General features: G+C 61.3%; 21 protein-coding genes. 8 read left to right on the forward strand and 13 right to left on the reverse strand.

Going from position 1 to position 25,803, the window contains the following annotated elements:
* Positions 1–340: 340 nt before the first annotated feature.
* The 3 genes from Q8X48_RS29260 to zapE all read right to left on the reverse strand — a co-directional run bounded on the left by Q8X48_RS29260 (position 341) and on the right by zapE (position 2,665).
* Entirely contained in the window at positions 341–832 is a 492-nt protein-coding gene (locus Q8X48_RS29260; protein WP_015094987.1) for a GNAT family N-acetyltransferase, read from the reverse strand.
* A 117-nt stretch (positions 833–949) separates the two neighbouring features.
* Positions 950–1,531 (reverse strand): DinB family protein, encoded by a 582-nt coding sequence (locus Q8X48_RS29265; protein WP_407802300.1) that lies wholly within the window; start codon positions 1,529–1,531, stop codon positions 950–952.
* A 15-nt stretch (positions 1,532–1,546) separates the two neighbouring features.
* Entirely contained in the window at positions 1,547–2,665 is a 1,119-nt protein-coding gene (zapE, locus tag Q8X48_RS29270) for a cell division protein ZapE (RefSeq protein ID WP_407802301.1), read from the reverse strand.
* Positions 2,666–2,823: 158 nt separating this feature from the next.
* Between zapE and Q8X48_RS29275 the strand changes: the two genes are divergently transcribed.
* Positions 2,824–3,876, forward strand: coding sequence for an aldo/keto reductase (locus Q8X48_RS29275; protein WP_407802302.1), 1,053 nt, complete (start codon positions 2,824–2,826; stop codon positions 3,874–3,876).
* A 97-nt stretch (positions 3,877–3,973) separates the two neighbouring features.
* On the opposite strand, the gene speB is transcribed toward Q8X48_RS29275, so the two are convergent.
* Entirely contained in the window at positions 3,974–4,933 is a 960-nt protein-coding gene (speB, locus tag Q8X48_RS29280) for an agmatinase (protein WP_007970108.1), read from the reverse strand.
* Positions 4,934–4,950: 17 nt separating this feature from the next.
* Entirely contained in the window at positions 4,951–6,042 is a 1,092-nt protein-coding gene (locus Q8X48_RS29285; RefSeq protein WP_015094982.1) for a polyamine ABC transporter substrate-binding protein, read from the reverse strand.
* Between the two features lie 101 nt (positions 6,043–6,143).
* Between Q8X48_RS29285 and Q8X48_RS29290 the strand changes: the two genes are divergently transcribed.
* The 3 genes from Q8X48_RS29290 (at position 6,144) to Q8X48_RS29300 (ending at position 9,460) form a co-directional block, all read left to right on the forward strand.
* Positions 6,144–7,034 carry a LysR family transcriptional regulator gene (locus Q8X48_RS29290; RefSeq protein WP_407802303.1) on the forward strand — a complete coding sequence of 297 codons (891 nt, stop codon included), beginning with the start codon at positions 6,144–6,146 and terminating at the stop codon, positions 7,032–7,034.
* Between the two features lie 164 nt (positions 7,035–7,198).
* Positions 7,199–8,305 (forward strand): enoyl-CoA hydratase/isomerase family protein, encoded by a 1,107-nt coding sequence (locus Q8X48_RS29295; protein WP_407802304.1) that lies wholly within the window; start codon positions 7,199–7,201, stop codon positions 8,303–8,305.
* Positions 8,306–8,308: 3 nt separating this feature from the next.
* Complete coding sequence (locus Q8X48_RS29300) at positions 8,309–9,460, forward strand: acyl-CoA dehydrogenase family protein (RefSeq protein WP_407802305.1); 1,152 nt, start codon at positions 8,309–8,311, stop codon at positions 9,458–9,460.
* Positions 9,461–9,673: 213 nt separating this feature from the next.
* On the opposite strand, the gene Q8X48_RS29305 is transcribed toward Q8X48_RS29300, so the two are convergent.
* The 6 genes from Q8X48_RS29305 to Q8X48_RS29330 all read right to left on the reverse strand — a co-directional run bounded on the left by Q8X48_RS29305 (position 9,674) and on the right by Q8X48_RS29330 (position 16,547).
* Positions 9,674–10,447 (reverse strand): enoyl-CoA hydratase, encoded by a 774-nt coding sequence (locus Q8X48_RS29305; protein WP_407802306.1) that lies wholly within the window; start codon positions 10,445–10,447, stop codon positions 9,674–9,676.
* Positions 10,448–10,572: 125 nt separating this feature from the next.
* Positions 10,573–11,700, reverse strand: coding sequence for an acyl-CoA dehydrogenase (locus Q8X48_RS29310; RefSeq protein ID WP_407802307.1), 1,128 nt, complete (start codon positions 11,698–11,700; stop codon positions 10,573–10,575).
* Positions 11,701–11,841: 141 nt separating this feature from the next.
* Positions 11,842–13,035: an acetyl-CoA C-acyltransferase gene (locus tag Q8X48_RS29315; RefSeq protein WP_126052931.1), complete on the reverse strand. Its 1,194-nt coding sequence runs from the start codon at positions 13,033–13,035 to the stop codon at positions 11,842–11,844.
* Between the two features lie 12 nt (positions 13,036–13,047).
* The gene (locus Q8X48_RS29320; RefSeq protein WP_126045724.1) at positions 13,048–13,809 is read right to left on the reverse strand and encodes an SDR family NAD(P)-dependent oxidoreductase; all 762 of its coding nucleotides are present in this window, start codon (positions 13,807–13,809) and stop codon (positions 13,048–13,050) included.
* Between the two features lie 13 nt (positions 13,810–13,822).
* Positions 13,823–15,487, reverse strand: a complete 1,665-nt coding sequence (locus Q8X48_RS29325; protein ID WP_407802308.1) for an AMP-binding protein — start codon at positions 15,485–15,487, stop codon at positions 13,823–13,825.
* A gap of 136 nt (positions 15,488–15,623) precedes the next feature.
* Complete coding sequence (locus tag Q8X48_RS29330; RefSeq protein ID WP_407802310.1) at positions 15,624–16,547, reverse strand: carbon-nitrogen hydrolase family protein; 924 nt, start codon at positions 16,545–16,547, stop codon at positions 15,624–15,626.
* 84 nt (positions 16,548–16,631) lie between these two features.
* Between Q8X48_RS29330 and Q8X48_RS29335 the strand changes: the two genes are divergently transcribed.
* Complete coding sequence (locus Q8X48_RS29335; protein ID WP_407802311.1) at positions 16,632–17,540, forward strand: LysR family transcriptional regulator; 909 nt, start codon at positions 16,632–16,634, stop codon at positions 17,538–17,540.
* A 9-nt stretch (positions 17,541–17,549) separates the two neighbouring features.
* Here the strand turns inward: Q8X48_RS29335 and Q8X48_RS29340 are convergent, their stop codons facing one another.
* Positions 17,550–17,804, reverse strand: coding sequence for a hypothetical protein (locus tag Q8X48_RS29340; RefSeq protein ID WP_126045720.1), 255 nt, complete (start codon positions 17,802–17,804; stop codon positions 17,550–17,552).
* Between the two features lie 164 nt (positions 17,805–17,968).
* Between Q8X48_RS29340 and Q8X48_RS29345 the strand changes: the two genes are divergently transcribed.
* A complete protein-coding gene (locus tag Q8X48_RS29345) occupies positions 17,969–18,286 on the forward strand; it encodes a DUF883 family protein (RefSeq protein WP_015094973.1) in 318 nt (105 codons plus the stop codon).
* A gap of 166 nt (positions 18,287–18,452) precedes the next feature.
* Here the strand turns inward: Q8X48_RS29345 and Q8X48_RS29350 are convergent, their stop codons facing one another.
* Positions 18,453–19,493: an Ldh family oxidoreductase gene (locus Q8X48_RS29350; RefSeq protein ID WP_407802312.1), complete on the reverse strand. Its 1,041-nt coding sequence runs from the start codon at positions 19,491–19,493 to the stop codon at positions 18,453–18,455.
* Between the two features lie 234 nt (positions 19,494–19,727).
* Between Q8X48_RS29350 and Q8X48_RS29355 the strand changes: the two genes are divergently transcribed.
* Positions 19,728–24,554, forward strand: a complete 4,827-nt coding sequence (locus Q8X48_RS29355) for a hypothetical protein (RefSeq protein ID WP_407802313.1) — start codon at positions 19,728–19,730, stop codon at positions 24,552–24,554.
* A 236-nt stretch (positions 24,555–24,790) separates the two neighbouring features.
* The gene (locus tag Q8X48_RS29360) at positions 24,791–25,792 is read left to right on the forward strand and encodes a FecR family protein (RefSeq protein ID WP_407802314.1); all 1,002 of its coding nucleotides are present in this window, start codon (positions 24,791–24,793) and stop codon (positions 25,790–25,792) included.
* Positions 25,793–25,803 lie beyond the last annotated feature (11 nt).

The raw sequence follows: 25,803 nt of genomic DNA on the forward strand, positions 1-25,803 counted from the left end.
CGCGTTTAACCAGTCCAAACGCGTAATCGTTAACGACCATCGCTGGCAAGCCAGCTCCCACAAGGGGCCATGCCCACGCTAAAACTGTAGGAGCCAGCTTGCTGGCGATGGACTCAAGCGCGCCGCGCTTAACCAGTCCAAACGCGTAATCGTTAACGACCATCGCTGGCAAGCCAGCTCCCACAAGGGGCTATACCCACGCTAAAACTGTAGGAGCCAGCTTGCTGGCGATGGACTCAAGAGCGCCGCGTTTAACCAGTCCAAACGCGTTATCGTTAACGACCATCGCTGGCAGGCCAGCTCCCACAAGGGAGTGCAACCAAAAAAACGTTCTGTCGATTTAGAGGCTCTTGGTCCAGAACAGCATGCGTCCATGGGCCGGGTCGAACATGCCGGCGGCGAAACCGGCTTTTTCATACGAGCCCTGCGCCACGGCATTGCCTTCCAGCACTTCCAGGGTGAGCTTGCAGCAGCCACGCTGACGGGCGATGTCCTCGACCTTTTGCAGCATCTTCTGGCTCAAGCCCAGCCCGCGAAATTTTTTAACCACCGACACGTCGTGCACATTGACCAACGGCCGACAGGCAAAGGTCGAGAAGCCCTCAAAGCAGTTGACCAGCCCGGCCGGCTCGCCCCCGACAAAGGCCAGCACACTGAAAGCGTGGGGACGCCTGGCAAGCTCTGCCGGGAGTTGCTCCAGTACATGGGCCGGCAACGGCTGGCCGCCCCCCATCGGGTCCTCGGCGTAGTGGTTCAACACCAGACAAATAGCCTCGGCATGCACCGGATTGGTGTAACTGGCCTGAAGCACAAGAATTTCTGCGGAGTCCATTTCCATCCTCGATCACACATGAAGTAGCCCCCAGCCTGTATTTCACGCTGGAGTACCGGCGGACCATAGCGCGAGCACCCGGGTATCTACAATCACCACCGCGCAATTCTTTGGCGTTCAAACGCCCCAGATCAACGCTTCCGTCCACCCCAGCTCGGCAAAATCCTCGGCCCGCAAGTGTGACTCGCCGGAGCAGAAAAACTCGTCGAGTTGCGGCGGCTTGACCGTGGTGCCGCTGAGCATGGCGTGAACCTGCCCGCGATGATGGATCTGGTGTTCGAACAAATGGGACAGCAGGCGCAAACGGCTGTCGTGTTGCGGCGTGTCGCGGGCGATGGTCACTATTTTGCCAAGGCTGGCGTCGCGCAGCTGTTCGCAGTAAGCGATCAATCGGCGGTCGACATGGGCCTGTTCACGAACAAGGTCCGACGCGATGAGGCAGGGTTCGTCTTCCTTGAAAAACACCCGGCAATCGGGATGCGGATCGTCACCGCGCATTTCGCGCTCCAGCGCATCCACATAAAACCAGTCGCAGGTGAGAATGTGGTTGAGGGTCGCGCGGATGCTGGGGAAGAAGCTGACCCGGGCGGTGATCAACTCCTGCGGGCTCAACTGCCTCCAGGCCTTGGCCAGTCGGTGGTTGGCCCAGGCATTCTGATAAGCCATGGTCAGCAGGTGGTGCGAAAGGGGCTGATTCATGTGTGCTGCTCCCGATCAGACTTCGGCAAACCGTTGCAACTGCATTTCCTGCAATCGACTGAGGGTGCGGCGGAACGGGAACTCCAGATAACCCTCGGTATAAAGCGCTGCCATCGGCACTTGTGCCTCAAGGTACAGCGGCACCTTGCGGTCGTAGCACTCGTCCACCAGCGCGATGAAACGTCTTACGCCGTCGTCATGCACCGATAATTGTGGCAGCTCGCGATCCCCCGCTTCCACCCGCTCGACACCGTCCTCGGTACCGCGGGCGATGCGCCCGGCACGTTTTTGCGCGCTGAGGCTGGGTACGTCCCCCAACAGAATAGCGTCGTAGGTATCGCACAGGGCGATGAAATCCATGGCCGCGAAGGGTTGCTCGCACAGCGCGGCGTACCGGGTCCAGAGCACGGTCGGGCTGGCCTTGACCACTTCCAGCGAGCGGTAACCGACCGGGACCGGCTCGCACGATGCCCACTGGCCGTCGCTCAACGTCTGGAACACCTCACCCAGCGCACCGGGCTTGCCTGGTTCAGCCACCCAATAGCGCTGCGAAACGGCCCCCGGATGCAGGCGATGGTCTTCTGCGCCATTCACCGCGATCACCTGCATGTGTTGCTTGATCGCGGCGATGGCGGGCATGAAACGGTCGCGATTGAAACCGTCGGCGTACAACTGGTCCGGCGGCAGGTTGGAGGTGCAGACCACCACTACACCCTGCTCGAACATCACCTGGAACAGGCGCCCGAGAATGATCGCGTCGCCGATGTCATTGACGAACAACTCGTCGAAACACAGCACGCGCACGGCTTCGGACAACTCGCGGGCCAACGCCTTGAGCGGGTCGGCGGTGCCGGTCAGTTGAAACGAACGCTGGTGCACCCAGCCCATGAAGTGGTGAAAGTGCTGGCGCCGCGCCGGTACTCGCAGGCTTTGGTAGAACTGGTCCATCAACCAGGTTTTACCCCGCCCCACCGGCCCCCACAGGTACACGCCGCAAACGGGAGAGCGGCCTTCATGCAGCGCTTCGTGGCATTTTTGCAGCGCCCACACGGCATGCTCCTGGGCCTCGTCCTGGACGAAGCCCTTTTGCTCGATCGCGTGCTGCCAGGCGCTTAAGGGGGATTCGAAAGTCATGGGCGGCAGTATGCCATTGCGCAGTGATGGCGTGACCGGCGATCGGCGGTTTTGTGGAGGAAAGAAATGCACCTTGACGTTTTAAATTATCACCATCATATTTAATACATGTCTTTAATCATCTATAAATCCTGCCGTCATCCCTCTGGAGTTGTCCCATGCATTACAAAGTTTTCGGTCGTAAAACCGGCTTGCGAGTGTCCGAACTGGCCCTGGGCGCCGGTAATTTCGGTACCGGCTGGGGCCATGGTGCCGAGCGTGACGAAGCCAGGCGCATTTTTGATGGTTACCTGGAAGCCGGCGGCAACTTCATCGATACCGCCAATGGCTATCAGGGCGGGCAGTCCGAAGCCATGCTCAGCGAATTCATCAATGCAGAACGGGATAGCCTGGTCATCGCCACCAAATACACCCTGGGGACTACACCGGCGGCCGGTATTTCCCACACGGGCAACAGCCGCAAGAACATGGTGCGCGCCGTCGAAGAGAGCCTGAAACGACTGAAGACCGATCACATCGACCTGTTCTGGGCCCACATGAGCGACGGAGTCACTCCCATGGAAGAGATCCTGCGCGGCTTCGACGACCTGGTCAGTGCCGGCAAGATCCACTATGCCGGGCTGTCGAACTTCCCCGCGTGGCGCATCGCCCGCGCCGACCTGCTGGCTGAAGTCCGTGGTTTTGCGCCGATCGCTGCGATCCAGGTCGAGTACAGCCTCGCCGAACGCACCGCCGAGCGCGAACAACTGCCGATGGCCGAAGCCCTTGGCCTGGCCGCGACGCTGTGGTCGCCACTGGGTGGAGGCTTCCTGACCGGTAAATATCGCAACAGCGAAGGCGACAACCGCGCGAACAAGCTCGGCGTGCTGATTCATGCAGAAAAAAGCGCCCGCGAAACAGCCCTGCTCGACACCTTGATCGACGTCGCCGCAGAACTCGACGCCAGCCCGACCCATGTGGCGATTGCCTGGTTGCGGGAAAAGGCCAGACGTTCGACCACGGCGCTGATTCCGATCCTGGGTTCCCGGACCCGCGAACAGCTGGACGCCACGTTGGGGGCGCTGAATGTGCAGTTGAGTGCAGATCAGTTGGCACGGCTGGACGGTGTCAGCGAGGTGGCCCAAGGCGTGCCGCACGAATCCATTGCCGGTTCGTTCGCGCGGTTCAGCGGTGGTCAGGTCCTTGACCTGCCAATCGTTCCAGTCGCTTAAAAGCATCGCGGGCAAGCCCGCTCCCACAGGTTCTGCGCAACTTCTGTGGGAGCGGGCTTGCCCGCGATGGCGTCAGTGGTGACACCGAGGATCGTTGTTACCTATCGACCTTATGCCTGGCCGCATACAGACACAGCATCTCCATCGCCAATGTCGCCGCCGCCAGTGAGGTGATCTCCGCACTGTCATAGGCCGGCGCCACTTCCACCACGTCCATGCCCACCAGATTGATCCCGCGCAGGCCGCCGAGGATCTCCAGCGCCTGCACCGTGCTCAGGCCGCCGCACACCGGTGTTCCGGTACCGGGAGCGAATGCCGGATCGAGGCAGTCGATGTCGAAGGTCAGGTACACCGGGTTATCGCCGACCCGCGCGCGAATCGCCTCGACAATCGCTTCGCAGCCACGGCGATGCACCTGCCGCGCATCCAGCACTTGAAAGCCCTGGTGATCGTCATTGGTGGTGCGCAAGCCGATTTGCACCGAGCGCGACGGATCCACCAGCCCTTCCCTGGCCGCGTGCCAGAACATGGTGCCGTGGTCGATGCGCTTGCCCTCTTCGTCCGGCCAGGTGTCGCTGTGGGCGTCGAAGTGGATCAGCGACAATGCCCCGTGCTTGCGGGCATGGGCCTTGAGCAGCGGATAGGTGATGAAATGGTCGCCGCCAAAGGTCAGCATCGCCGTGCCGGCGTTGAGGATGTGCTCGGCGTGGGCCTCGATGCATTCCGGCGTCGATTGCGGCGAACCATAATCGAAATTGCAATCGCCGAAATCGATCACCGCCAGATGGTCGAACGGATCGAAGGCCCACGGCCAGTGCCGTTCCCAGGCGATCCCGGCGGAGGCGGCGCGAATGCCCCGTGGTCCGAAGCGTGCGCCGGGGCGGTTGCTGGTGGCGGTGTCGAACGGCACACCGCTGACCGCCACGTCGACCCCGCGCAAGTCACGGCTGTAGCGGCGACGCATGAAACTGGTGATACCGGCGTAGGTACTTTCGGCGGCCGTGCCATAGAGGCTGTCACGGGTAAGGGCTTGATCGTTCTGCATCGGGACGTCCATTGAAGGCTCCTTTTTTGTTATTGGCGACTACGGAAAGTGGTCCACAGGCGGGTGCGCTGACGCAGGTCCTTGAGGTTCATGCTGCGGTCGGCGTACAGCCGCTCACGTACATCAGCCAACGGATAGATGTCCGGATCAGTGCGCACCGCTTCATCCACCAGCGGCGTGGCGGCTTGGTTCGCCGTGGCGAAGAACAAGGTGTTGGTCAGTGCCGCCACGGACTCGGGGCGCAGCATGAACTCGATAAAGGCACGGGCGGCTTCGGGGTGCGGCGCGTCCTTGGGAATCGCCAGGTTGTCCTGCCAGACGAGGGTGCCCTCCCTGGGAATCCGGTAGGCAATTTCATAGGGTTTGCCGGCCTTGCGCGCCTGGTCGGCAGCCATGCTCGCGTCACCGTTGTAGGTCAACGCCAGGCACACGCTGCCATTGGCCAGGTCGCTGATCTGCCGTCCGGTGGCGACGTACAGCACGCTCGGCTGTAGCTGATGCAACAACGCCTCGGCGGCTGACAGATCGTTCCTGTCGGTACTGTAGGGATCTTTACCCAGGTAATGCAGAGCGAGTCCGATCACCTCCTGGGGCGAATCGAGAATGGCGATGCCGCAATCTTTCAACTTGCTCGCGTACTCGGGTTTGAACAGCAGGTCCAGGCTATTGAGCGGTACGTCCGGCAAGCGCTGCTTGAGCGCCTCGACGTTCATGCCCAAACCCAGGGTGCCCCAGGTATAAGGCACACCATAGCGATTGCCGGGATCGACAGCGGCGAGCTTTTCCAGCAAATCCGGATCGAGGTTGGCGTAACCCTTGAGGCCTTCGTGGGGAATCGGTTTCAGCGCCCCAGCCGCAAGCCCCCGGGCCAGCACGCTGGAGGACGGCACCACCACGTCATAACCGCTGCCGCCGGTGAGCAATTTGGTCTCCAGCACTTCCGAAGAATCAAAGGTGTCGTAGCGCACATGGATGCCGGTTTCCTGCTCGAACCGTTGCAGGGTTTCGGGGGCGACGTAATCGGCCCAACTGTACAGATTGACCACCTTGTCCTCGGCCTGGGCCGAGGCGGCCATGGCAAGGAATAACGCGGGTAAACACAGCTTGAACATGGGAGCCATGACGAACACCTGACCGGAGGAAGTGGTTGCAGGATGCGTCGTCGGATACATTGGTAAAATATCAAGTTAATTAACCTGACTTTATGACGGAGTAATGTTTGATGCTCGGCCAACTTCATGATCTGGACCTGCACCTGTTGCGTCTGTTTGTCAGCGTGGTGGAGTGCGGCGGGTTCAGCGCCGCCCAGGGTCAGTTGGGGTTGAGCCAGTCGAGCATCAGCCAGCAGATGGCCAAGCTGGAAACCCGCCTCGGCTATCGGCTTTGCAGTCGCGGTAAAGGCGGGTTCAGGCTCACGCCCAAGGGCGAACAACTCCTCAGCGCCACCCGTGGCTTGTTCCAGTCCATCGAAGCCTTTCGCCATCAATCCAACGGCGTGGCCGGGCGCCTGATCGGCGAAGTGCGCCTGGGCCTGTCCGAAGCCCTGGATCAATCGGTGCTGCAGCGGGTGGCCGAGGCGATCCGGCGCTTTCGTGAACGGGACGAATCGGTGCGCATCGAGCTGATCAGCGCCATGCCCGGCGAGATGGAGCGCTTGCTGCTGCAACAGCGGCTGGACCTGGCCATCGGCTACTTCTCGCAGGTGCAAAGCGCGTTTGACTACCGCGAACTGTTCATTGAAACCCAGCACCTGTATTGCGCCCCCGGCCATCCGCTGTTCACCAGCGCGCAACCGGACGATCAGGACCTGCAGGCCAGCGACCGGGTCGATCACCCCTACCGTTTCCTGCGCAGTGACGAGCCTTTTCAGGGCAAGCGCTGTTCGGCGCGTTCGGAACAGGTCGAAGGCACCCTCGCCTTCATCCTGTCCGGCAAGCATATCGGTTATCTGCCCAGCCACTTTGCCCGCACCTGGGAAGACAAGGGATTGCTGCGATCGGTGCGCAGCGACATGAGTTTCGACGTCGCGTTTCACCTGGCCCGGCACCGGGCGCAGGTGGCCGGGGATGCGCAGAAGGCCTTCGAAGAGGATCTGCTCGCGGCGTTTGTCTGAATCCGCCGTGGTCTACGCTGTAACAATGCCGGACATCTACATGCAAAAATGCACAGATGACCTGCACTTATTCGGCTTGTACACGGCAATTTTGCACTGATACGATCCGCCATCGCTCGCGCGCGAGCATCTCGATAAAGAACAATAAAAGCAGGGAGTTAGTGATGACTGCTCAGGTTACATCGAATGGGCCGCTGTCCATGGATGCCATGCAAAACGAAGTGCTGGCCGAGGTTCGCAACCACATCGGTCACCTGACCCTCAACCGCCCCGCCGGCCTCAATGCCCTGACCCTGGACATGGTGCGCAACCTGCAGCGCCAGCTCGACGCCTGGGCCCAAGACCCGCACGTGCATGCGGTGGTCCTGCGCGGTGCCGGCGAAAAAGCCTTCTGCGCCGGCGGCGACATTCGTTCGCTGCATGACAGCTTCAAAAACGGCGACACCCTGCACGAAGATTTCTTCGTCGAGGAATACGCCCTCGACCTCACGATCCACCATTACCGCAAACCGGTGCTGGCACTGATGGACGGTTTTGTCCTAGGCGGCGGCATGGGTCTGGTGCAAGGCGCAGACTTGCGCGTGGTCACCGAAAAAAGCCGTCTGGCGATGCCGGAAGTCGGCATCGGCTATTTCCCGGACGTCGGCGGCAGTTACTTCCTGTCGCGCATTCCCGGTGAACTGGGGATTTACCTGGGCGTCAGCGGCGTGCAGATTCGCGCCGCCGATGCGCTGTATTGCGGCCTGGCCGACTGGTACCTCGAAAGCGACAAACTGGGCACGCTGGACGAAAAACTCGACCAGCTCGAATGGCATGACTCACCACTCAAGGACCTGCAAAGCCTGCTGGCGACACTCGCCGTGCAGCAACTGCCTGATGCGCCACTGGCGACTTTGCGCCCGGCCATCGACCACTTCTTCGCCCAACCCGACGTGCCGAGTATTGTGGAGCAACTGCGCCAGGTCACGGTCGCCGACAGCCATGAGTGGGCCGTCAGCACCGCCGACCTGCTGGAAACCCGCTCGCCGCTGGCCATGGGCGTCACCCTGGAAATGCTCCGTCGCGGACGTGAGCTGCCCCTTGAACAATGTTTCGCCCTTGAGCTGCACCTGGACCGCCAGTGGTTCGAGCGCGGCGACCTGATCGAAGGCGTGCGCGCCTTGCTGATCGACAAAGACAAGACACCACGCTGGAACCCGCCCACCCTCCAGGCGCTGGACGCCGAACACGTGGCGAGCTTCTTCAGCGGGTTTGACCGGAACGAGGGCTGAGCCATGCACGATATCGAATTGAGCGAAGAGCAAGTGATGATCCGCGACATGGCCCGGGATTTTGCCCGTGGCGAAATCGCGCCCCATGCCCAGGCCTGGGAAAAGGCCGGCTGGATCGATGACGGTCTGGTGGCGAAGATGGGTGAGCTGGGCCTGCTGGGCATGGTGGTCCCCGAAGAATGGGGTGGCACCTATGTCGACTACGTGGCCTATGCACTGGCGGTAGAAGAGATTTCCGCCGGCGACGGCGCTACCGGCGCTTTCATGAGCATCCACAACTCCGTGGGCTGCGGGCCGGTGCTCAACTACGGCAGCGAAGAACAGAAACAGACCTGGCTGGCGGACCTGGCCAGCGGAAAGGTCATTGGCTGCTTTTGCCTGACCGAACCCCAGGCCGGTTCCGAAGCGCACAACCTGCGCACCCGCGCCGAACTGCGCGACGGCCAATGGGTGATCAACGGCGCCAAGCAATTCGTCAGCAACGGCAAGCGCGCCAAACTGGCGATTGTATTTGCCGTGACCGATCCGGACCTGGGCAAACGTGGCATCTCGGCGTTCCTGGTACCGACCGATACCGCCGGTTTTATCGTTGACCGCACTGAACACAAAATGGGTATCCGCGCATCCGACACCTGCGCCGTCACCCTGAACAGCTGCACCATCCCCGAAGCCAATCTGCTGGGTGAACGCGGTAAAGGCCTGGCCATCGCCCTGTCCAACCTCGAAGGCGGTCGTATCGGCATCGCCGCCCAGGCGCTGGGCATCGCCCGCGCGGCGTTCGAAGCGGCGCTGACCTATTCCCGGGACCGGGTGCAGTTTGGCAAGACGATCAATGAACACCAAAGCATCGCCAACCTGCTGGCCGACATGCACATGCAGTTGAACGCCGCACGGTTGATGATCCTGCACGCCGCGCGCCTGCGCACGGCCGGCAAACCCTGCCTGTCGGAGGCGTCACAGGCCAAGCTGTTTGCGTCGGAAATGGCGGAAAAGGTCTGCTCGTCCGCGATTCAGATTCATGGCGGGTACGGGTATCTGGAAGACTATCCGGTGGAGAAGTACTACCGGGATGCGCGGATCACGCAGATCTACGAAGGCTCGAGCGAGATTCAGCGGATGGTGATTGCCCGTGAACTGAAGAACTATCTGGTTTAAAAGCAAAAGATCGCAGCCTTCGGCAGCTCCTACACAAAGCCCTGTAGGAGCTGCCGAAGGCTGCGATCTTTAGGCTGTAAACTGGTTTGAAGCCTTAAAGGCATCGCTGGCAAGCCAGCTCCCACAGTGTTCTCGGTTGTTCACACATGTTGTGTACACCCCGGACCCTGTGGGAGCTGGCTTGCCAGCGATAGCGTCAGCGAAGACGCCGCATTACTTACCGACGAACTGCGCCTCACGCTTGGCAATGAACGCCGCCATGCCTTCCTTCTGATCCTGCGTCGCAAACGCCGCATGGAACACCCGACGCTCAAAGCGCACGCCTTCGGACAGGCTCACTTCAAAGGCACGGTTGACGCTTTCCTTGACCATCATTGCAATCGGCAGCGACTTTTTGGCGATCAACGCCGCGACTTTCAGTGCTTCGTCCAGCAGCTCATCGCTTGGCACGATCCGCGCCACGATGCCGCAACGCTCCGCTTCCACGGCATCGATCAAACGCCCGCTCAGGCACATTTCCATGGCCTTGGCCTTGCCCACGGCGCGGGTCAGGCGTTGAGTGCCGCCCATGCCCGGCAACACGCCCAGGTTGATTTCCGGCTGGCCGAATCTGGCGTTGTCGCCGGCCAGGATGAAGTCGCACATCAGCGCCAGCTCACAACCGCCACCCAGGGCAAAGCCGTTGACCGCCGCGATGATCGGCTTGCGGCGGTTGGCGACGCGGTCGCTGTCGCTGAACAGATCGTCGAGGTAGATCTGCGGGTAGGTCAGCTCGGCCATTTCCTTGATGTCGGCACCCGCGGCAAACGCCTTTTTCGAACCGGTCAGGACGATACAGCCGATGTTCGCATCCGCCTCGAAACCATCGAGGGCCTGGTTCAGTTCGCTGACGATCTGCGCGTTCAACGCATTCAACGCCTGAGGACGGTTGAGGGTGATCAGGCCAACGCGGCCGTTGGTTTCCAGCAAAATCGTTTCGTAGCTCATAAACAACTCCTGTTTCACATAAGGCCAGATCCCTTGTAGGAGCTGCCGCAGGCTGCGATCTTTTGATCTTTAAAATCAACGTCAAAAGATCGCAGCCTGCGGCAGCTCCTACAGGGGTCTGCTTTTTATAGGTTGCGCGAGATGACCATGCGCTGAATGTCGCTGGTGCCTTCGTAGATCTGGCACACCCGCACGTCGCGGTAGATCCGCTCCAGCGGGAAGTCGTTGAGGTAACCATAACCGCCGAGGGTTTGCAGCGCCGAGGAGCATACCTTCTCGGCCATTTCCGAGGCGAACAACTTGGCCATCGACGCCTCGACCAGGGCCGGCTTGCCACTGTCGCGCAGGGCCGCGGCGTAGTGCACCATTTGCCGCGCCACGGCGATCTGGGTGGCCATGTCCGCCAGGCGGAACGCCACGGCCTGATGCTCGATGATCGGCTTGCCGAAACTCTCGCGCTCACGGGCGTAGTCGCGAGCCGCTTCAAACGCGGCACGGGCCATGCCCACCGATTGCGAGGCGATGCCGACGCGGCCACCTTCCAGGTTGGCCAGGGCGATCCTGTAGCCTTCACCCTCCTCACCCAAACGGTTGGCCAGCGGCACCTTCACGTCTTCGAAGAGGATCTGGCAGGTGTCGGACGCGTGCTGGCCGAGTTTGTCCTCGACCCGCGCGACTTTATAGCCCGGCGAATCGGTCGGTACGATAAACGCGCTGATGCCACGTTTGCCGGCGTTCGGATCGGTCACCGCAAACACAATCACTATCCCGGCATTCTGCCCGGAGGTGATGAACTGCTTGCAGCCGTTGAGCACGTAGTGGTCACCTTCCAGGCGCGCACGGGTTTTCAGGCCGCTGGCGTCGGAACCCGCCTGGGGCTCGGTCAGGGCGAAAGCGCCGAGCATCGCGCCGCTGGCCAACGGCTTGAGGAAGCGCTCCTTCTGCTCGTCGTTGCCGTAGTTGAGGATCGGCACACAACCCACGGAGTTGTGCACGCTCATGATGGTCGAACAGGCGCCATCGCCGGCGGCGATTTCTTCCAGCGCCATGGCGTAGGCCAGGTAACCGGTGTCACATCCGCCCCACTGCTCCGGCACCAGCATGCCGAAGAAGCCCAAGCCGGCCATCTCGCCGATGGCTTCCTTGGGGAAGCGGTGTTCGCGGTCCCACTCGGCGGCGAAGGGTTTGAGCCGTTCCTGGGCAAAGTCCCGGGCCATGTCGCGGATTTGTTGTTGGTCGTCATTGGGGATCATGGTGAATCCTTGAATCTGGTTACGACGCAGAACCCTGTGGGAGCGGGCTTGCTCGCGAAGAGGCCGTGTCAGTCGACATCATCGTCGGATGACACACCGCTTTCGCGGGCAAGCCCGCTCCCACATGGGATAGCGTCAGGTTCAGTACAGGCATTCCACGGCCATTGCCGTCGCTTCACCGCCACCGATGCAGATCGCCGCGACGCCGCGCTTCAGGCCTTTCTGGCGCAGGGCCGACAGCAAGGTCACGAGAATCCGCGCGCCAGACGCCCCGATCGGGTGGCCCAAGGCGCAAGCGCCGCCGTGCACGTTGAGTTTCTCGTGAGGGATTTCCAGATGGGTCATCGCGGCCATGCCGACCACGGCGAAGGCTTCGTTGACTTCCACCAGATCGACGTCATTGAGCGACCAGCCGGTTTTCTTCATCAATTTCTTGATCGCACCGATTGGCGCCACCGGGAACAGACCCGGGGTGTCGGCGAACGCGGCGTGGCCATGGATCACCGCCAGCGGCTTCAGGCCTTGTTTCTGTGCCTGGGACTGGCGCATCAGCACCAATGCCGCCGCACCGTCGGAGATCGAACTGGAGTTGGCTGCCGTCACCGTACCGCCTTCGCGGAACGCCGGTTTCAACGAAGCGATCTTGTCCAGTTTGGCTTTTGGCGGCTGCTCGTCGTTGCTGATCACCACTTGCTCTTTGCCGACTGTTACCGTGAGCGGGACAATTTCGGCCTTGAAGCTGCCGTCCTTGATCGCCTGTTGCGCGCGGGTGGTCGAGGCGATGGCGAACGCGTCCTGGGCCTCACGGCTGAAACTGTTGGTTTCGGCGCAGTCTTCGGCGAAGGTGCCCATCAGGCGGCCCTTGTCGTAGGCGTCTTCGAGGCCGTCCAGGAACATCGAGTCCTGCACCCGGCCATGGCCCATGCGGTAGCCGGCACGGGCGCGGTCCAGCAGGTAAGGCGCGTTGGACATGCTTTCCATGCCACCGGCGACCACCACGTCTGCACTGCCGGCCACCAGCATGTCGTGGGCCAGAATCGCCGCCTCCATGCCCGAACCGCACATCTTGTTCAGGGTGGTGCAGCGGGTCGATTTATCCAGCCCGGCACCCAGTGCCGCCTGGCGCGCAGGGGCCTGGCCAAGGCCGGCCGGCAGAACGCAGCCAAACAGCACTTCGTCGATGCCGTCACTGGAAACGCCGGCGCGTTCAACGGCGGCCTTGATAGCGGCGGCACCCAGTTGCGGCGCGGTCAGGCTTTTCAGTTCGCCCTGGAATCCACCCATGGGGGTGCGGACGGCGCTGACGATTACAATCGGATCGTTGGACATTGTCATGACAAATCCTCCTTATTTGGCGGCCATGCGCAAGGCACCGTCGAGACGGATCACCTCGCCGTTGAGCATGCTGTTTTCAATAATATGCTTCACCAGCCCGGCATACTCACCCGGTTTGCCCAAACGCGGCGGGAATGGCACGCCAGCGGCCAGAGAATCGCGGACTTCCTGGGTCATGCCGGCCATCATCGGCGTCTCGAAAATGCCCGGTGCAATGGTCATTACACGGATGCCGAAGCGCGCCAGTTCACGGGCCGCCGGCAACGTCAGGCTGACGATGGCCCCTTTGGACGCCGAGTAGGCCGCCTGGCCGATCTGACCGTCGTATGCCGCGGCAGACGCAGTGTTGATGATCACGCCGCGTTCGCCATCGGCATCCGCTTCGGTTTGCGCAATCGCCGCTGCCGCCAGGCGCAGCATGTTGAAGCTGCCGATCAGGTTGACGTTGATCACCTGGCTGAAACTGGACAGCAAGTGCGGACCGTTCTTGCCGAGAATCTTCTCGCCACGCACGATGCCGGCGCAATTGACCAGACCATTGAGGCCGCCAAAGGCTTCGACCGTCGCCTGCACGGCCGCTTCGGCCGCCGCTTCGTTGCTGATGTCCGCCACCACGCTGTGCGCGCCAAGGCGCTGGGCCTGGGCTGCAACGGCCTCGGCATTCATGTCCACCAGCATCACTTTCGCGCCTGCGGCGACGAGCACCTCGGCCGTCGCTGCGCCGAGGCCGGAAGCACCACCGGTGACGATAAAAATCTTGTTCTGGATCTGCATCATTGTTTCCCTTTCAAGCTGGAAGGTTCTTCGCCGCAGCCTCTTGAGCCTTGGCGATTTCCTGGTTGCGCAAGATAAAGCGCTGCAATTTGCCGCTTGGGGTTTTCGGCAACTCGCTGACAAATTCGATTTCACGGGGGTAGGAATGCGCCGCCAGGCGCTTGCGCACGTGCTGGCGCAGCTCTTCGGCCAACGCAGGTTCTGCGCGGTACTGCGGGCTGAGCACGACGAACGCCTTGACCAGTTCGGTGCGCTCCGGATCGGGTTTGCCAACCACGGCGGCCTCGACCACGGCCGGGTGTTCGATCAGCGCACTTTCCACGTCGAACGGGCCGACCCGGTAGCCGGAGGTGGTAATCACGTCATCGCTGCGACCGACGAAGCTGATGCTGCCGTCCGGGTTCCACTCGACGGTGTCGCCACTCAAGTAGTAGTTGCCGACAAAGGCCTTGGTCGGCCCGCCTTCGTAGCCGGCGAACCAGCACATCGGCGACTGGCTGCGGTCGATGGCCAGGATGCCGGGCTGGCCAACGCCGAGTTCCTTGTATTCGTCATCGAGGACCGCAATGCGGTGGCCCGGCGAGGTAAAACCGGCGGCACCCATGTGAATCGGGTGTTCAAGGCCATGGTGGTTGCACAGCACCATGCCCAACTCGGTCTGGCCGTAGTGGTCGTGGATGACCACGTCGAGGTTGTCGGCGAACCAGCGGATCACTTCCGGGTTCAGCGGCTCGCCGGCGCTGCTGACGATGCGCAGCTTGCCCTTGATCGACCTGGCGAACTCATCGCCGCCGGCAATCAGCAAACGGTAGGCCGTCGGGGAACCCGCGAGGTTGGTAATCCCGTACTTGTTGATCACCCGGCAGGTGCTTTCGAGGGTGAAAGGGCCATCGTAAAAGGTGATCGGATGCCCCATCGACAGGGGCCCGGTGACACCGTAGTAAATGCCGTAGGCCCAACCCGGATCGGCGACGTTCCAGAAAGCGTCTTCCGGGCGCAGGTCAACCGCGTCGCGGATGTAGCTCTGGAACGCAACGATGGCCTTGAGCGGCACCGACAGCGCTTTCGACGGGCCGGTGGTGCCCGAGGTGAACATCATCAGGAACGGATCTTCGCCAGTCAGCAGCACGGGTTCGCAGTGGGAGGAATGGTTGGCCAGTTCGGCCCAGAAACTGCTATCGCCACGCACCAGGCCCTGCCCTTTGGGGCCGGTGACGGTAACGATGGTCGGGCAGTCGGCGACTTCGGCGAGTTTTGGTCGGTTCACCGCGTCGGTCACCACCACTTTGGCGCCAGAGCAGCTCAGGCGGTGCTCGATGGCTTTGGGGCCGAACGCGGTGAACAGCGGTTGATACACCGCGCCGATGCGCCAGGCGGCAAACACGGTGATCAGCAATTCGATGTTGCGTGGCAGCAGGCCGGCGACCTTGTCGCCCTTCTTCACGCCCTGGGCCAACAGGTAATTGGCGAAACGCGCGGCCTTGTCCTGCAAATCAGTGAAGGTGTAGGTCGCACTGGCGCCGTCGCGCCCCTCCCAGAACAGCGCGATGCGACCCGGCAAGGCATGCCGGTCACAGCATTCGACACAGGCGTTGAGTGCCGTCAGATCGCCTGCGAGTGTGGCGTCGACTGTGTGCTGATAGTTGAACTGATCTGTAGCAGACAAGTAATCGCGCATTGCCAGAATCCCTTTGTGTTTCTTATTAGGTTGGGGGGAACCGTAATCAACAGGGAAATACTCGCTCTGCCAGGGGTGGCGGGCAATGGTCAAAGTTATCAAGTTGCCTGACTGCTTTGGCCAAGGCCCTCAGGCATCAGGAAGTGAAGCGCACCCCCGGTTTAGCGCGCTCGTCCACGGTCAGCTCGAACACATCCGGGCGAGCGTAGTGACCGACCACGTCATAGTCGTAGCGGGCACGCACCAGGTCGTCAGTATCGATCTGCGCGGTCAGAAGACCTGCGCGATCTTGCATCGGTCCGGCGAGGATGTCGCCCATGGGTCCTACGATCACGCTGCCGCCAGCGATCAACGGCCGATCCGCCGGCCAGTTGGCGATGTCCAGTCCCAGGGCCTGGGGCGATGCCTGGACCTGACAGGCGCTGACCACGAAACAACGCCCCTCATGGGCGATGTGGCGCATGCTGACCTGCCACATCTCCCGTTCGTCCACGGTCGGCGCGCACCACACCTCCACGCCCTTGGCGTACATCGCCGTGCGCAGCAGCGGCATCATGTTTTCCCAGCACACCACCGCACCGATGCGCCCGACCTGGCTGTCGATCACCGGCAGCGTCGAACCATCGCCCTTGCCCCAGATCAGCCGTTCGGTCCCGGTGGGCATCAGTTTGCGGTGTTTGGCCACCAGCCCGGCCTGCGGATCAAAGTACAAGGCGGTGCAGTACAAGGTGCTGCCGGCGCGCTCGATGACGCCGATCACCAGATTCGCCCCGGTGCGTGCGGACAGCGCCGTCAGCGCCTCGGTTTCCGCGCCGGGCACGTCGATGGCGTTGGCAAAATAGCGGGCAAAGGCTTCGCGACCTTGCGCCAGCCGAAAACCAAGCTGAGTGCCAAAACCCTCGCCCTTGGGATAACCGCCCAGCAGCGCTTCGGGCATTACCACCAGCGCAGCGCCGGATTCGATGATCGCGTGTTCATAGGACAGGATCTGTTCCAGGGTGTCGGCCTTGCCACCGGGCAAGGCGCCAATCTGCAAGGCCGCAACGATTGATTTGGGCATCACGAAAACTCCATTCGCTTCAGGGGTTGCTCATTCTCCGGCGCCACGCGATCATCAAAAAAGACCGATTCACTGCTGAATGATATGAATCAGATGAATATCACCGACATCGACCTCAACCTGCTCAAAGTCTTCGAAGCGCTGCACGAAGAGTCCAGCGCCAGCCGTGCCGCCTTGCGCCTGGGCGTGACGCAATCGGCCGTCAGCGCGGCCTTGCGCCGCTTGCGCGAGGTCTATGGCGATCAACTGTTCGTGCGCACCGGGCGCGGCCTGGCGCCCTCGCTCAAGGCCAATCAGCTCAAGCCGGTGGTCAGCGAGGCCCTGAACAAATGCCGGCAGAGCCTGGCGATGGTCGATCCGGCTGCGCAGCAGTACGAAGGTCGCTCGGTCACCGTGGGAATGTCGGACGATTTCGAAATTGCCTACGGCCGGCGACTGATCGAGGAAATCGCCCGGAGCGCGCCGAAGTTGCGGCTGATTTTTCGCCAGACCCACAGCCAGATCGTTGCCCAAGCGTTGATGGAGCGCAGCATTGACCTGGCGATCACCGCGGGCGGGTTTGCCGAACGGCTGCTCAGCCGCCAGGTGCTGGGAGAAGGTGGTTATCTGTGCTTGGCAGACCCGTCGAGCCTGGCCGAGGGCCAGCACAGCATCAGTCTTGAGGAGTTTGTGGCCCGCGAGCACATTCTGGTGTCTTCCGGCGGTTTTATCGGGATTACCGATGAAGGATTGGCGGCGCTGGGCCTGAGTCGGCGGGTGTGCGCCTCGACCACGCATTTTGCCGCGCTGCCGCATTTGCTCAAGGGCAGCCAGGCCGTGGCGACCATTCCGGCCCATGCCGCCCGAAGCATCGCGACGCTCAGCGGCCTGGCACTGCTGCCCTGCCCTTTGGCCTTGCCGCGCTACCCGATCGAGCTGGGCTGGCGCACCAGCACCCAGCTTGACCCGGTCGTGTTGAAAGTGCGCGAGGCGATTGTCGCGAGTTTCGCCTGACAGCCGATGTTATTTGTTGGCCGCCATCAGGCGATTGACTTCACTGCGCACCATGTTGGCGTATTCCGGGGGCGACATACCGTCCAGTTCGGCGCGAACCCATTCGGCCCACTTGCCTTTGCGCTTGGCCCGTTCACCAAACAACCGTGCGGCCTCGCCCTTGGCTTTGCCCAGGTTGTTTTGCCAGAGTTCGAACAGACGGGATTTCTCGTCTTCAAGCGCAGCGCGCTCGGCGAGGGATTTGTCGGCCAGATTGAAGCTCATGGGAATTTCCTGCTGCGTAAAATTGGCGACATCTTACACTGTAGGGCGAAATGTCCTGCGCCGGTTTTTCAGCAAGATGACCTTCCCGGGCAAAATAGCTGCAACTTTTCCGACGACCGCAGACTCCATTGTTCACTGTCCACTTACCCGCAAGGAGTACTTCAATGGCCCGCAAAACCGCCGCGCAAGCTGCCGAAGATCAAATCAAGGATCAAGCGTTCAGCGAACTTCAATCGTTGATCGAAGAGTCGGAAAAACTGCTGAAAAGCAGCGCCTCACTGGTTGGGGAAGAAGCGGACACCCTTCGCGGACAAATCGCCCTGAAACTCCAGCAGGCCAGGGATTCGGTGACCAGCGTGCGCAACCGCACCCTGCCCGCGGTCGAGGCCACTGAAACCTATATCGGCGGGCATCCATGGCAAACCGTGGCGATTTCCGCCGGGTTCGGCCTGGTGGTGGGGTTGTTGCTGGGGCGTCGCTGAGCGTTCCGATCAAAAAACGCAAACCCTGTAGGAGCGAGCCTGCTCGCGATGGACTTGAGGGCACCGCGGGGAATCAGATTTCCCGCGTAATCGTTAACGACCATCGCGAGCAGGCTCGCTCCTACAGGGGTTGCGTTAATTAGACATTATTTGCCAATACCCCGAATCAGTCCCCCGCCAGCTCCCGCAGGTTCGCCAGCGTCCGGGCATCCAGTTCAATGCCATTGGCCAGCGACTTGGCGCGCTGATGATGACGCCGGTCACCCGGCAAACGCTTCAGGCCGACACCGTGCATTTGCCGCACCAGTTCCTGGCTGCGTTCGGCAAAACTTTGCCCCGCTGCCTTGTCCGGATCAATCACGATCAGCAATTGGCCCGTCCAGGGCGTCTTGGCGCCTGGGTGGTTGTTCCAGTCGAACTCGAAGGAAAAATTGCCGCCGGTCAGTGCCGCCGCGAGCAACTCGACCATCATCGACAACGCCGAGCCCTTGTGTCCGCCAAAAGGCAGCAACGCGCCGCCCTCAAGAATTGCTTTAGGGTCGGTAGTCGGCTGGCCGAGGCTGTCCACACCCATCCCTTGCGGCAAGCGTTCACCCTGGCGTGCGGCAATTTGCACGTCGCCATGGGCAATGGCACTGGTGGCGAGGTCAAAGACAATCGGTTCGCCACCAGCCCGTGGCGCGGCGAAGGCAATCGGATTGGTACCGAACAGTGGTCGGTCGGCACCGTGGGGCACCACGCAGGTCATGCTGTTGACCACGCTCAACGCTACCAGCCCTTCATACGCGAAGGGTTCGACATCTGGCCACAAGGCCGCGAAATGGTGCGAATTACGGATCGCCAGCACTGCAATGCCGGCACTTCGGGCTTTCTGCACCAGTAATTCGCGTGCCGCCGCCAGGGCCGGTTGCGCAAAGCCGTTATTGGCGTCGACCCGCACAAACCCCGACGCCACATCTTCGACCACCGGAACGGCCTGGCCATTGACCCAGCCGCTTTGCAGCGTCGAAACATAACCCGGGATCCGGAACACCCCGTGACTGTGGGCGCCATCGCGCTCGGCGCCGGCGCAGTTTTGCGCCAGTACACGGGCAACCTCGGCCGAGGTGCCATGACGCAGAAAAATCTTTTCCAGCAAAGCGCTCAGCGCTTCGAGTGACAGGTGTGACGAGACGGCAGTAGAGGCGTGATCGTGTGGCGCAGACATCTGAAGCTCCAGAATGATTATTGGAGGGAACAACAGCGTACAAAGACCCGCCGATTAACAACGCGCGGCGAGTGACCTGTCAACCTTTCGCTCAGGGGCGACGAGGTAAATCCGTTTCACCAATGCCCACGCCCCGTGCGTTATCTATTTACCACCTGCATCCGCGCACCCGCTTTTAGTCTCGATGCTCAACCCACAGGCGCCCTTGAGTGGCACCTTGAGCGAGACTCGACGATGTCTACACCCGTAACTCCGCTGTTTTTCCCCGAAGCACTGTCGTTGCCCGGCCTCTGGCGAGAGCTGGGCCAAACCCACGGGCTGACGCAAAAGGATTTCCAATGGTTCAGCCATATCGAACTGGCCAGCCAGGCCCTGCGCGATGAGCAGACGCCGCCCATGCTGGCGAAAAAAATCCTTTTGAAGATCCCTGGCCAGGAACCCGTGGCACTGGCCGGCAGTTTTTTGCTGACCGCGACGCCGGATGACAACGGCGTGATTCTCTACACCCCCTACGCCGGTATACAGAAATTCACCAGTCGTTCGGCCCTGACCGAACATCTGACGGCACGCCTCAAAACAGCCAACGAAGACGATGAACTGCTGGCCTTCATGGCCCTGGCACAACGCAAGGCCGTGGTGGCTGCCGACGATATCGGGCTGGAGTTTCAAACCATTGAAGGAGACGTGTTCGAGGACCAGCGCAACACCCTCTCCCGCCATCAGCAACTCAACGACCAGGCCCTGCTCGATGAACTCAAGGCGCTACCGTCCCTGACGTCGCTGCTCGATGCATTGCTGGCTGCACAACTGACCGCGTCTTTTCCCGACGTGGATCAGAGCCAGACCCGGGTGAACTTCTATCTGGCAGCGACTGACGGGAACGAGGATGCAAGCCGTCCGTCGCGACCTTGGGTCAATTCCCTGTCGCTGAGTGACGCCCTGCTCCTGCACTATCGCCATCAGCGTTGGCCCTCCGGGCAGACCCATGAATTTTCCCACCCGAAAAAGTCCCTGCTAAACGCAGACCAGGGGCACTGGGAGACGGCGGTCACGACTGTCTCGCGCAAACTGGTCAGCCTGCTGATCGGGCAGCTCGAACAATACTGGGACGCGGCGAGCGCCAATGGCGCCTCGCGTCGCGCACTCTTCGGCCGGGCCATCGCCGATCAGGCGCGCGTGCAGCTGCTGCTCAAGCGCGAAGCCGGGATCATCACCCCGAAGCAAAGCCAGGACCTGCACGCGTTGATCTCGACAGCCAGCCGGACGAACACATCAATGACGGTCGAAACCGTGCGCCTGTGGGAGTACCCGGCCAATTACGTCGAGCTGGCCGGTTCACTGATGGTCAGCGCCAGTCATGCGTTTCTCTACACGCCCACCGAAGGTTTGCAGGTGCTCAAGGACTATCAGGACTTGCGCGATACCGTGCAGAGCAAGTTCGGCGCGGCCGGTCACGAGGACGAACTCTATGGCCTGCTGAGCCTGGACGAACGCCAGCGATTCATTGGTTTTGACCGGCCGAATGTGACCGGGGAAACGATCTCCGGCGCGATCTTCAGCAAGCTCTTCGACGCCATCGTCACCAAGCAACTGCAGAACACGGAATACAGCCTGCAGGTGTTCCGCCACAGTGACGGCGCCGTGGACATCCAGGCCCTGTTCGACAAGGCGCTGGATATCCGTTCGATGATCAACGAGCGGCTGCTGAAGCTGGAGACTGACGGACGCTGGAGCACTCGGCCGGTGTTGTCCGGCGACCAGCATCCATCCATGGTGCTGGCCGATACGGCGGCAGCGTTCGTCAAGAGCTTCAGTGACATCGAAACGCTGATCAACGCCGACTTCGCCGCACAACCGATCGCTTCACTGGCGTTGCAGCGGGTCTACCTGGAAAACTTGCAGCCGCGCCTGGCCCATGCACTTTCTGTCGGCATCCGCGGCGAGGCAAGCCTGCGCACCCTCAGCGCGACATTGACGGATGCGGACCGGGCCATAGTCGATACGGTGTTCAACCCGGATCAGGCCGAAAGGCATAACCGTCGCTCCTTGAAGGGCTTCCGGCCCGATGCCTATTCACTGACCCTTGAGTGCTCCGGTGTGCGGGATATCCTGCCGCTCGCCCATTGCCTGCTCCTGACCGAGCGCGGCGGACTCGACCCCTCGCATTCCGGCCGAACGATCCTGTGGACGCCCGCCGAGGGGCTGGAGGTGTTTGACAACATCAGCCGTGCCAGGCAAGAACTGAACCGGCGCCTGCTCGACCCGCAACAACGCATGGCGCTACTGGAAAACCTCACCCCGAGCCAACGCCAATTCCACCAAAGCTACTCACTGGGTGCGCTGCGGCTGATTGAAGGATCAGTACTGGAGCAGGTCGCACGCTCATCCATCGATCACTTTCTGGCTCGCTGCGAACACGCGCGCAGCCTGGAACTGAGCGACACGAAGCAGAAAAAGGCGCTGAAAGCGCTGACCACCGCCGGGATCAACACCCATTTGCGCAGAGCCACCTCGATCGCCCGGGCGATCACCCTGCAACAGTCACTACCCACATGGCTTGGCATGGCCCCGCTTGAAGATCAGCGGATGCACGTTGAACTGCTGGAGCAATACCGCAACAGCGTCGAGGAGGACAAAGACTACCTGCACGGGATCACTCCCCTCAGGTCGTATGTGCATGAACGGCTGACGACGTTGCTCGGCAATCGCTTCCCGGCCATTACGCTGGACCCCGACGATATTCAAATCATCCCCGACCTCAACCTGACCGGTCCCGCCCGCAGCCTTACCGAGTTCGCCCTGAATCATGTCAATGTCGCGCAAGGCTCCGGATTCCAGGTCTCCCCGACAACCTCCCAGGCGCTGCCCGAGGGGCTGGACCAGGCCGCGGTCCGTCAACTGCTGCAGTCATTGAACATTGTGCAAAGCTACGCAGCACAGGTAACGCAGACATTGTCCAGTGCAACGGCCGATGCTCAAAGCCGGATGCAGCGCTTCGTCAAGAAACTGCCCTGGCAACTGCTGCAACACGCCCACGAGCTGAAGCTGTTGCAAAGGCTATCCGGCTGCGCGTTCGATTTGCTTCGACAGGTGCTCGACATGCCGGACGCCACGGCCCGGGCAACCGTACAGGGAGCACACGCGATTGCCCGACCTCTGGAGCTGATCAAGACCACCGGCGCCGCCGCGGTCAAAGCGTTGGGCCTGTACCTGGTGAGCCCCGGCAACGCAAAGGCCGGGCCGCAGGTCCTCTATGCCCCTTACCACCCTGGCGGCTCGCCTTTTATCGAATTCGACACGGAGGCCAGTCTTGTCTCGGCGCTGAACACGCCGGGCCCCTTGCAGGACATGTTGCTACGGCGCCTGCCGGACAGCGAGCAGTCCGCCTTCCGCAACCTGTTCAGCTCGACCGTTGGGCAATCGAGTGAGATCACCCTCGGGTCCAACCCCATCGACGGCAACTTGCTCACCCAGCTGTTCCACGACAACACCCGACTGCTGTCGCAAATGCTTGGCAGCCAGTTACACACGGCAAGCCAGGCGGACTGGGAGGCCGTCAAACATCTGTTCGGCGCCAACATCCACCGCATACTTGGCCTGTTGCCGGGCAAACTCGCTTATGCGCAGTTTCTCTGGAACGCCTACAAGGATGCCCTCAACTCCGCAGAAGCCCTGCAGGATCATCACTGGAAAGTTGCGCTGGAGGAGTTCATCGCCGGTGCGGCGCAACTCATCTCATTGGGCAGGCTGTCGCTCGAAGGATGGACCGACACGGCCCAGGCAACCCAGGAAAACCCTGGCGCACCGGTCGCCACACCGATCATCGCGCCAAAGTGGTCCGAGATCGATTCGACGGCACCGCTGCGCACACGGCTGCAACCGTTCGAAACCACGGTCGAACTCAAGAACCTGACGAAAAACAGCGCTGACGGCACCTACCTCGATGCGGCGAGCAAAAAAACCTACGCCCCCATCGCCGGTAAGGTCTACGGCGTAGACAAGACCGGGCCGGCCTGGCGAATGATCAAGGACAAGGAACAAGGCCCCGTATTGCTGACGGCGCCAGACAAGCAACTGGTGATCGACCCGGACATCCATACGGTGCACTTCGGCAAGGCCATGTCGACAATGCACAACCAGTTTGCTCATGCCCGTATCGCCGGGGAGGTGCTGAACATCGAGGCCCGGGGGATGGAAGACATTCGCGCCAGGCATCCCGAAAAAGCCCGAATGATCGTGCAGGCCATCGACATGGCGCGCTATTACGCGTTCAACAGCCTGCACAACATGACGCAACTGCGCAGATTCGTCCCCGGTACCCGGCTGGACACCTTCCTCAAAGATTTCTTTGGTGTCGGCGAGGTCAACGCAGCGCTGCTCGACAAGATCAAGGACGCCATCCTCCCCATCTGCAACGCGCTGGTCGACCCTGATGAAGACTGGATGAACTCCCATCGTTTTGTCGTGGGTTCAAACCGGGCCCCGCAGGACAACCTCATCGCGTTTGTCCTGGACAAGGACCGACAGCGCCACGTGCATTTCACCGAAAGGTTCTTCGATCAACAACTCGACTGGTACAAATCCTGTCTGACCGAGCCCTTCAACGTCGACGGCCACAGCCAGGCCGCCACGCTGATACACGAATTCGCTCACCTGTTTTCCGCGGCCGTGGACATTGCATACCTTGAAGCCCGGCGCCCTTTCAGCGACCTGGTAGCGCCGATCACGGCCTACGGTGAAGCCATGAAACAGTCCCAACTGAAATTCCAGCGCGAAGCCTTGTCGCTGAATACGCCGAAGGAGGAACTGTTTGCGCGTTGGAACAGCAGCCTGCAATCGTGGATCAGCCTGGATTCGATCCCGGAGTCTTATCACGTCGGCAAGGCCATTCTGAGGTTAACGGGCAGCAGGACCATGGAGAGGGCAAGGGATGCATTCCTGGACGGGCAAAATGCGAACTTCAGGGCTGACGTCATTTTGCACAATGCCGATTCGCTCGCGTTCCTGATCTGCGAAATGGGCCGGCAACTGGACCCGGTGCCGGTCACACCGGCCTCTTGAACCTGATTCTGACATCACAAAGCGCAGATCCCGGATCTGCGCAGCACATCGGCCGCAATGGCACTGTGATGATTTTTTTGATCTTTTTTCACGCGCCCTATGGATACTGCAAGCCGACAACAGGCTATCCAGGGGCGGAGCGTTGAAAAAAAGTTACACATTGATAGTTAAATGCCATGACTGATGTTCTCGCAGACTGCCCCCAAGGTTAGAATGCACGAAATCAGGATGAGCCAATGACCGAACACACGCTCTCGGAAGCCGACTACGACGCCATCACCGATGCCGCTGCGCATTGGTGCATGCGTCTGCACGCCAATGACTGCACAGAGCAGGAGCGCCACGCGTTCGAACAATGGCGTGATGCACATCCGCTCCATGCCTTCGAGTACGAAGCGATGCTGGAAATATGGGATGTGGCCGGCGACCTGCCCCGCCCCGCACCCGTCCTGCCGCTGGTTCGCCCCCAGCCCGAAGCTCCGTGGCGCCGCTTGGCCATTGCCGCGGCAGTCTGTGCCCTGGCGCTGCCTTTGGCCGGATATGGCGGCTGGCACCTGGGCTGGGTACCGAACGCGTACCAGCACTTCGAAGCCACCGACAATGTTCGTACGGTCACCTTGAAAGATGGCAGCCAGGTGGAGCTGAACCTGGGCAGCGAGCTCACGTACGGCAACTACAAGGATCAGCGGCAAGTCACGCTGAAAAAAGGCGAAGCGTTCTTCAGGGTCAGCCATGACACCCGCCACCCTTTTGTGGTCAAGGCCGCCGAAGGACGGATTCGCGTGACCGGCACTCAATTCAACGTCTGGATGTATGAAGACCAGGTCAAGGTCAATCTGATCGAGGGTTCGGTACTGGTCAGCAGCAACACCGACCTGCCCGGCGACGGTTTGCGCCTCGACCCGGCGATGCAGGCCAGTTATCGTCGCGGCGACTTCACTCCCCGCATCAGCCAGACCTATGAAAATGACAGTTCGCTGGCCTGGCGCCAGGGCAAGCTGGTGCTCGACGATCTGGCACTGAGCGATGCGCTGCCATTGATCAATCGTTACCTGGACAAACCGTTGATGGTCGCCGACAACAGCACCGGCTCGATCCATATCGGCGGCATCTACAACATCAAGGATATCAACGGCCTGGTGAAGTCCCTGCCGCGGGTCCTGCCGGTCTACCTGACCCGCAATGACAACGGCAATCTGGTGGTCAACGCGATCCCGCAAAAGCCCCCGAAAAGCTGAAAAGGCCGCCA

The sequence above is a fragment of the Pseudomonas sp. QLc11A genome, from assembly GCF_052112305.1.
In the GTDB taxonomy this organism is placed as follows: domain Bacteria; phylum Pseudomonadota; class Gammaproteobacteria; order Pseudomonadales; family Pseudomonadaceae; genus Aquipseudomonas; species Aquipseudomonas laurylsulfatiphila.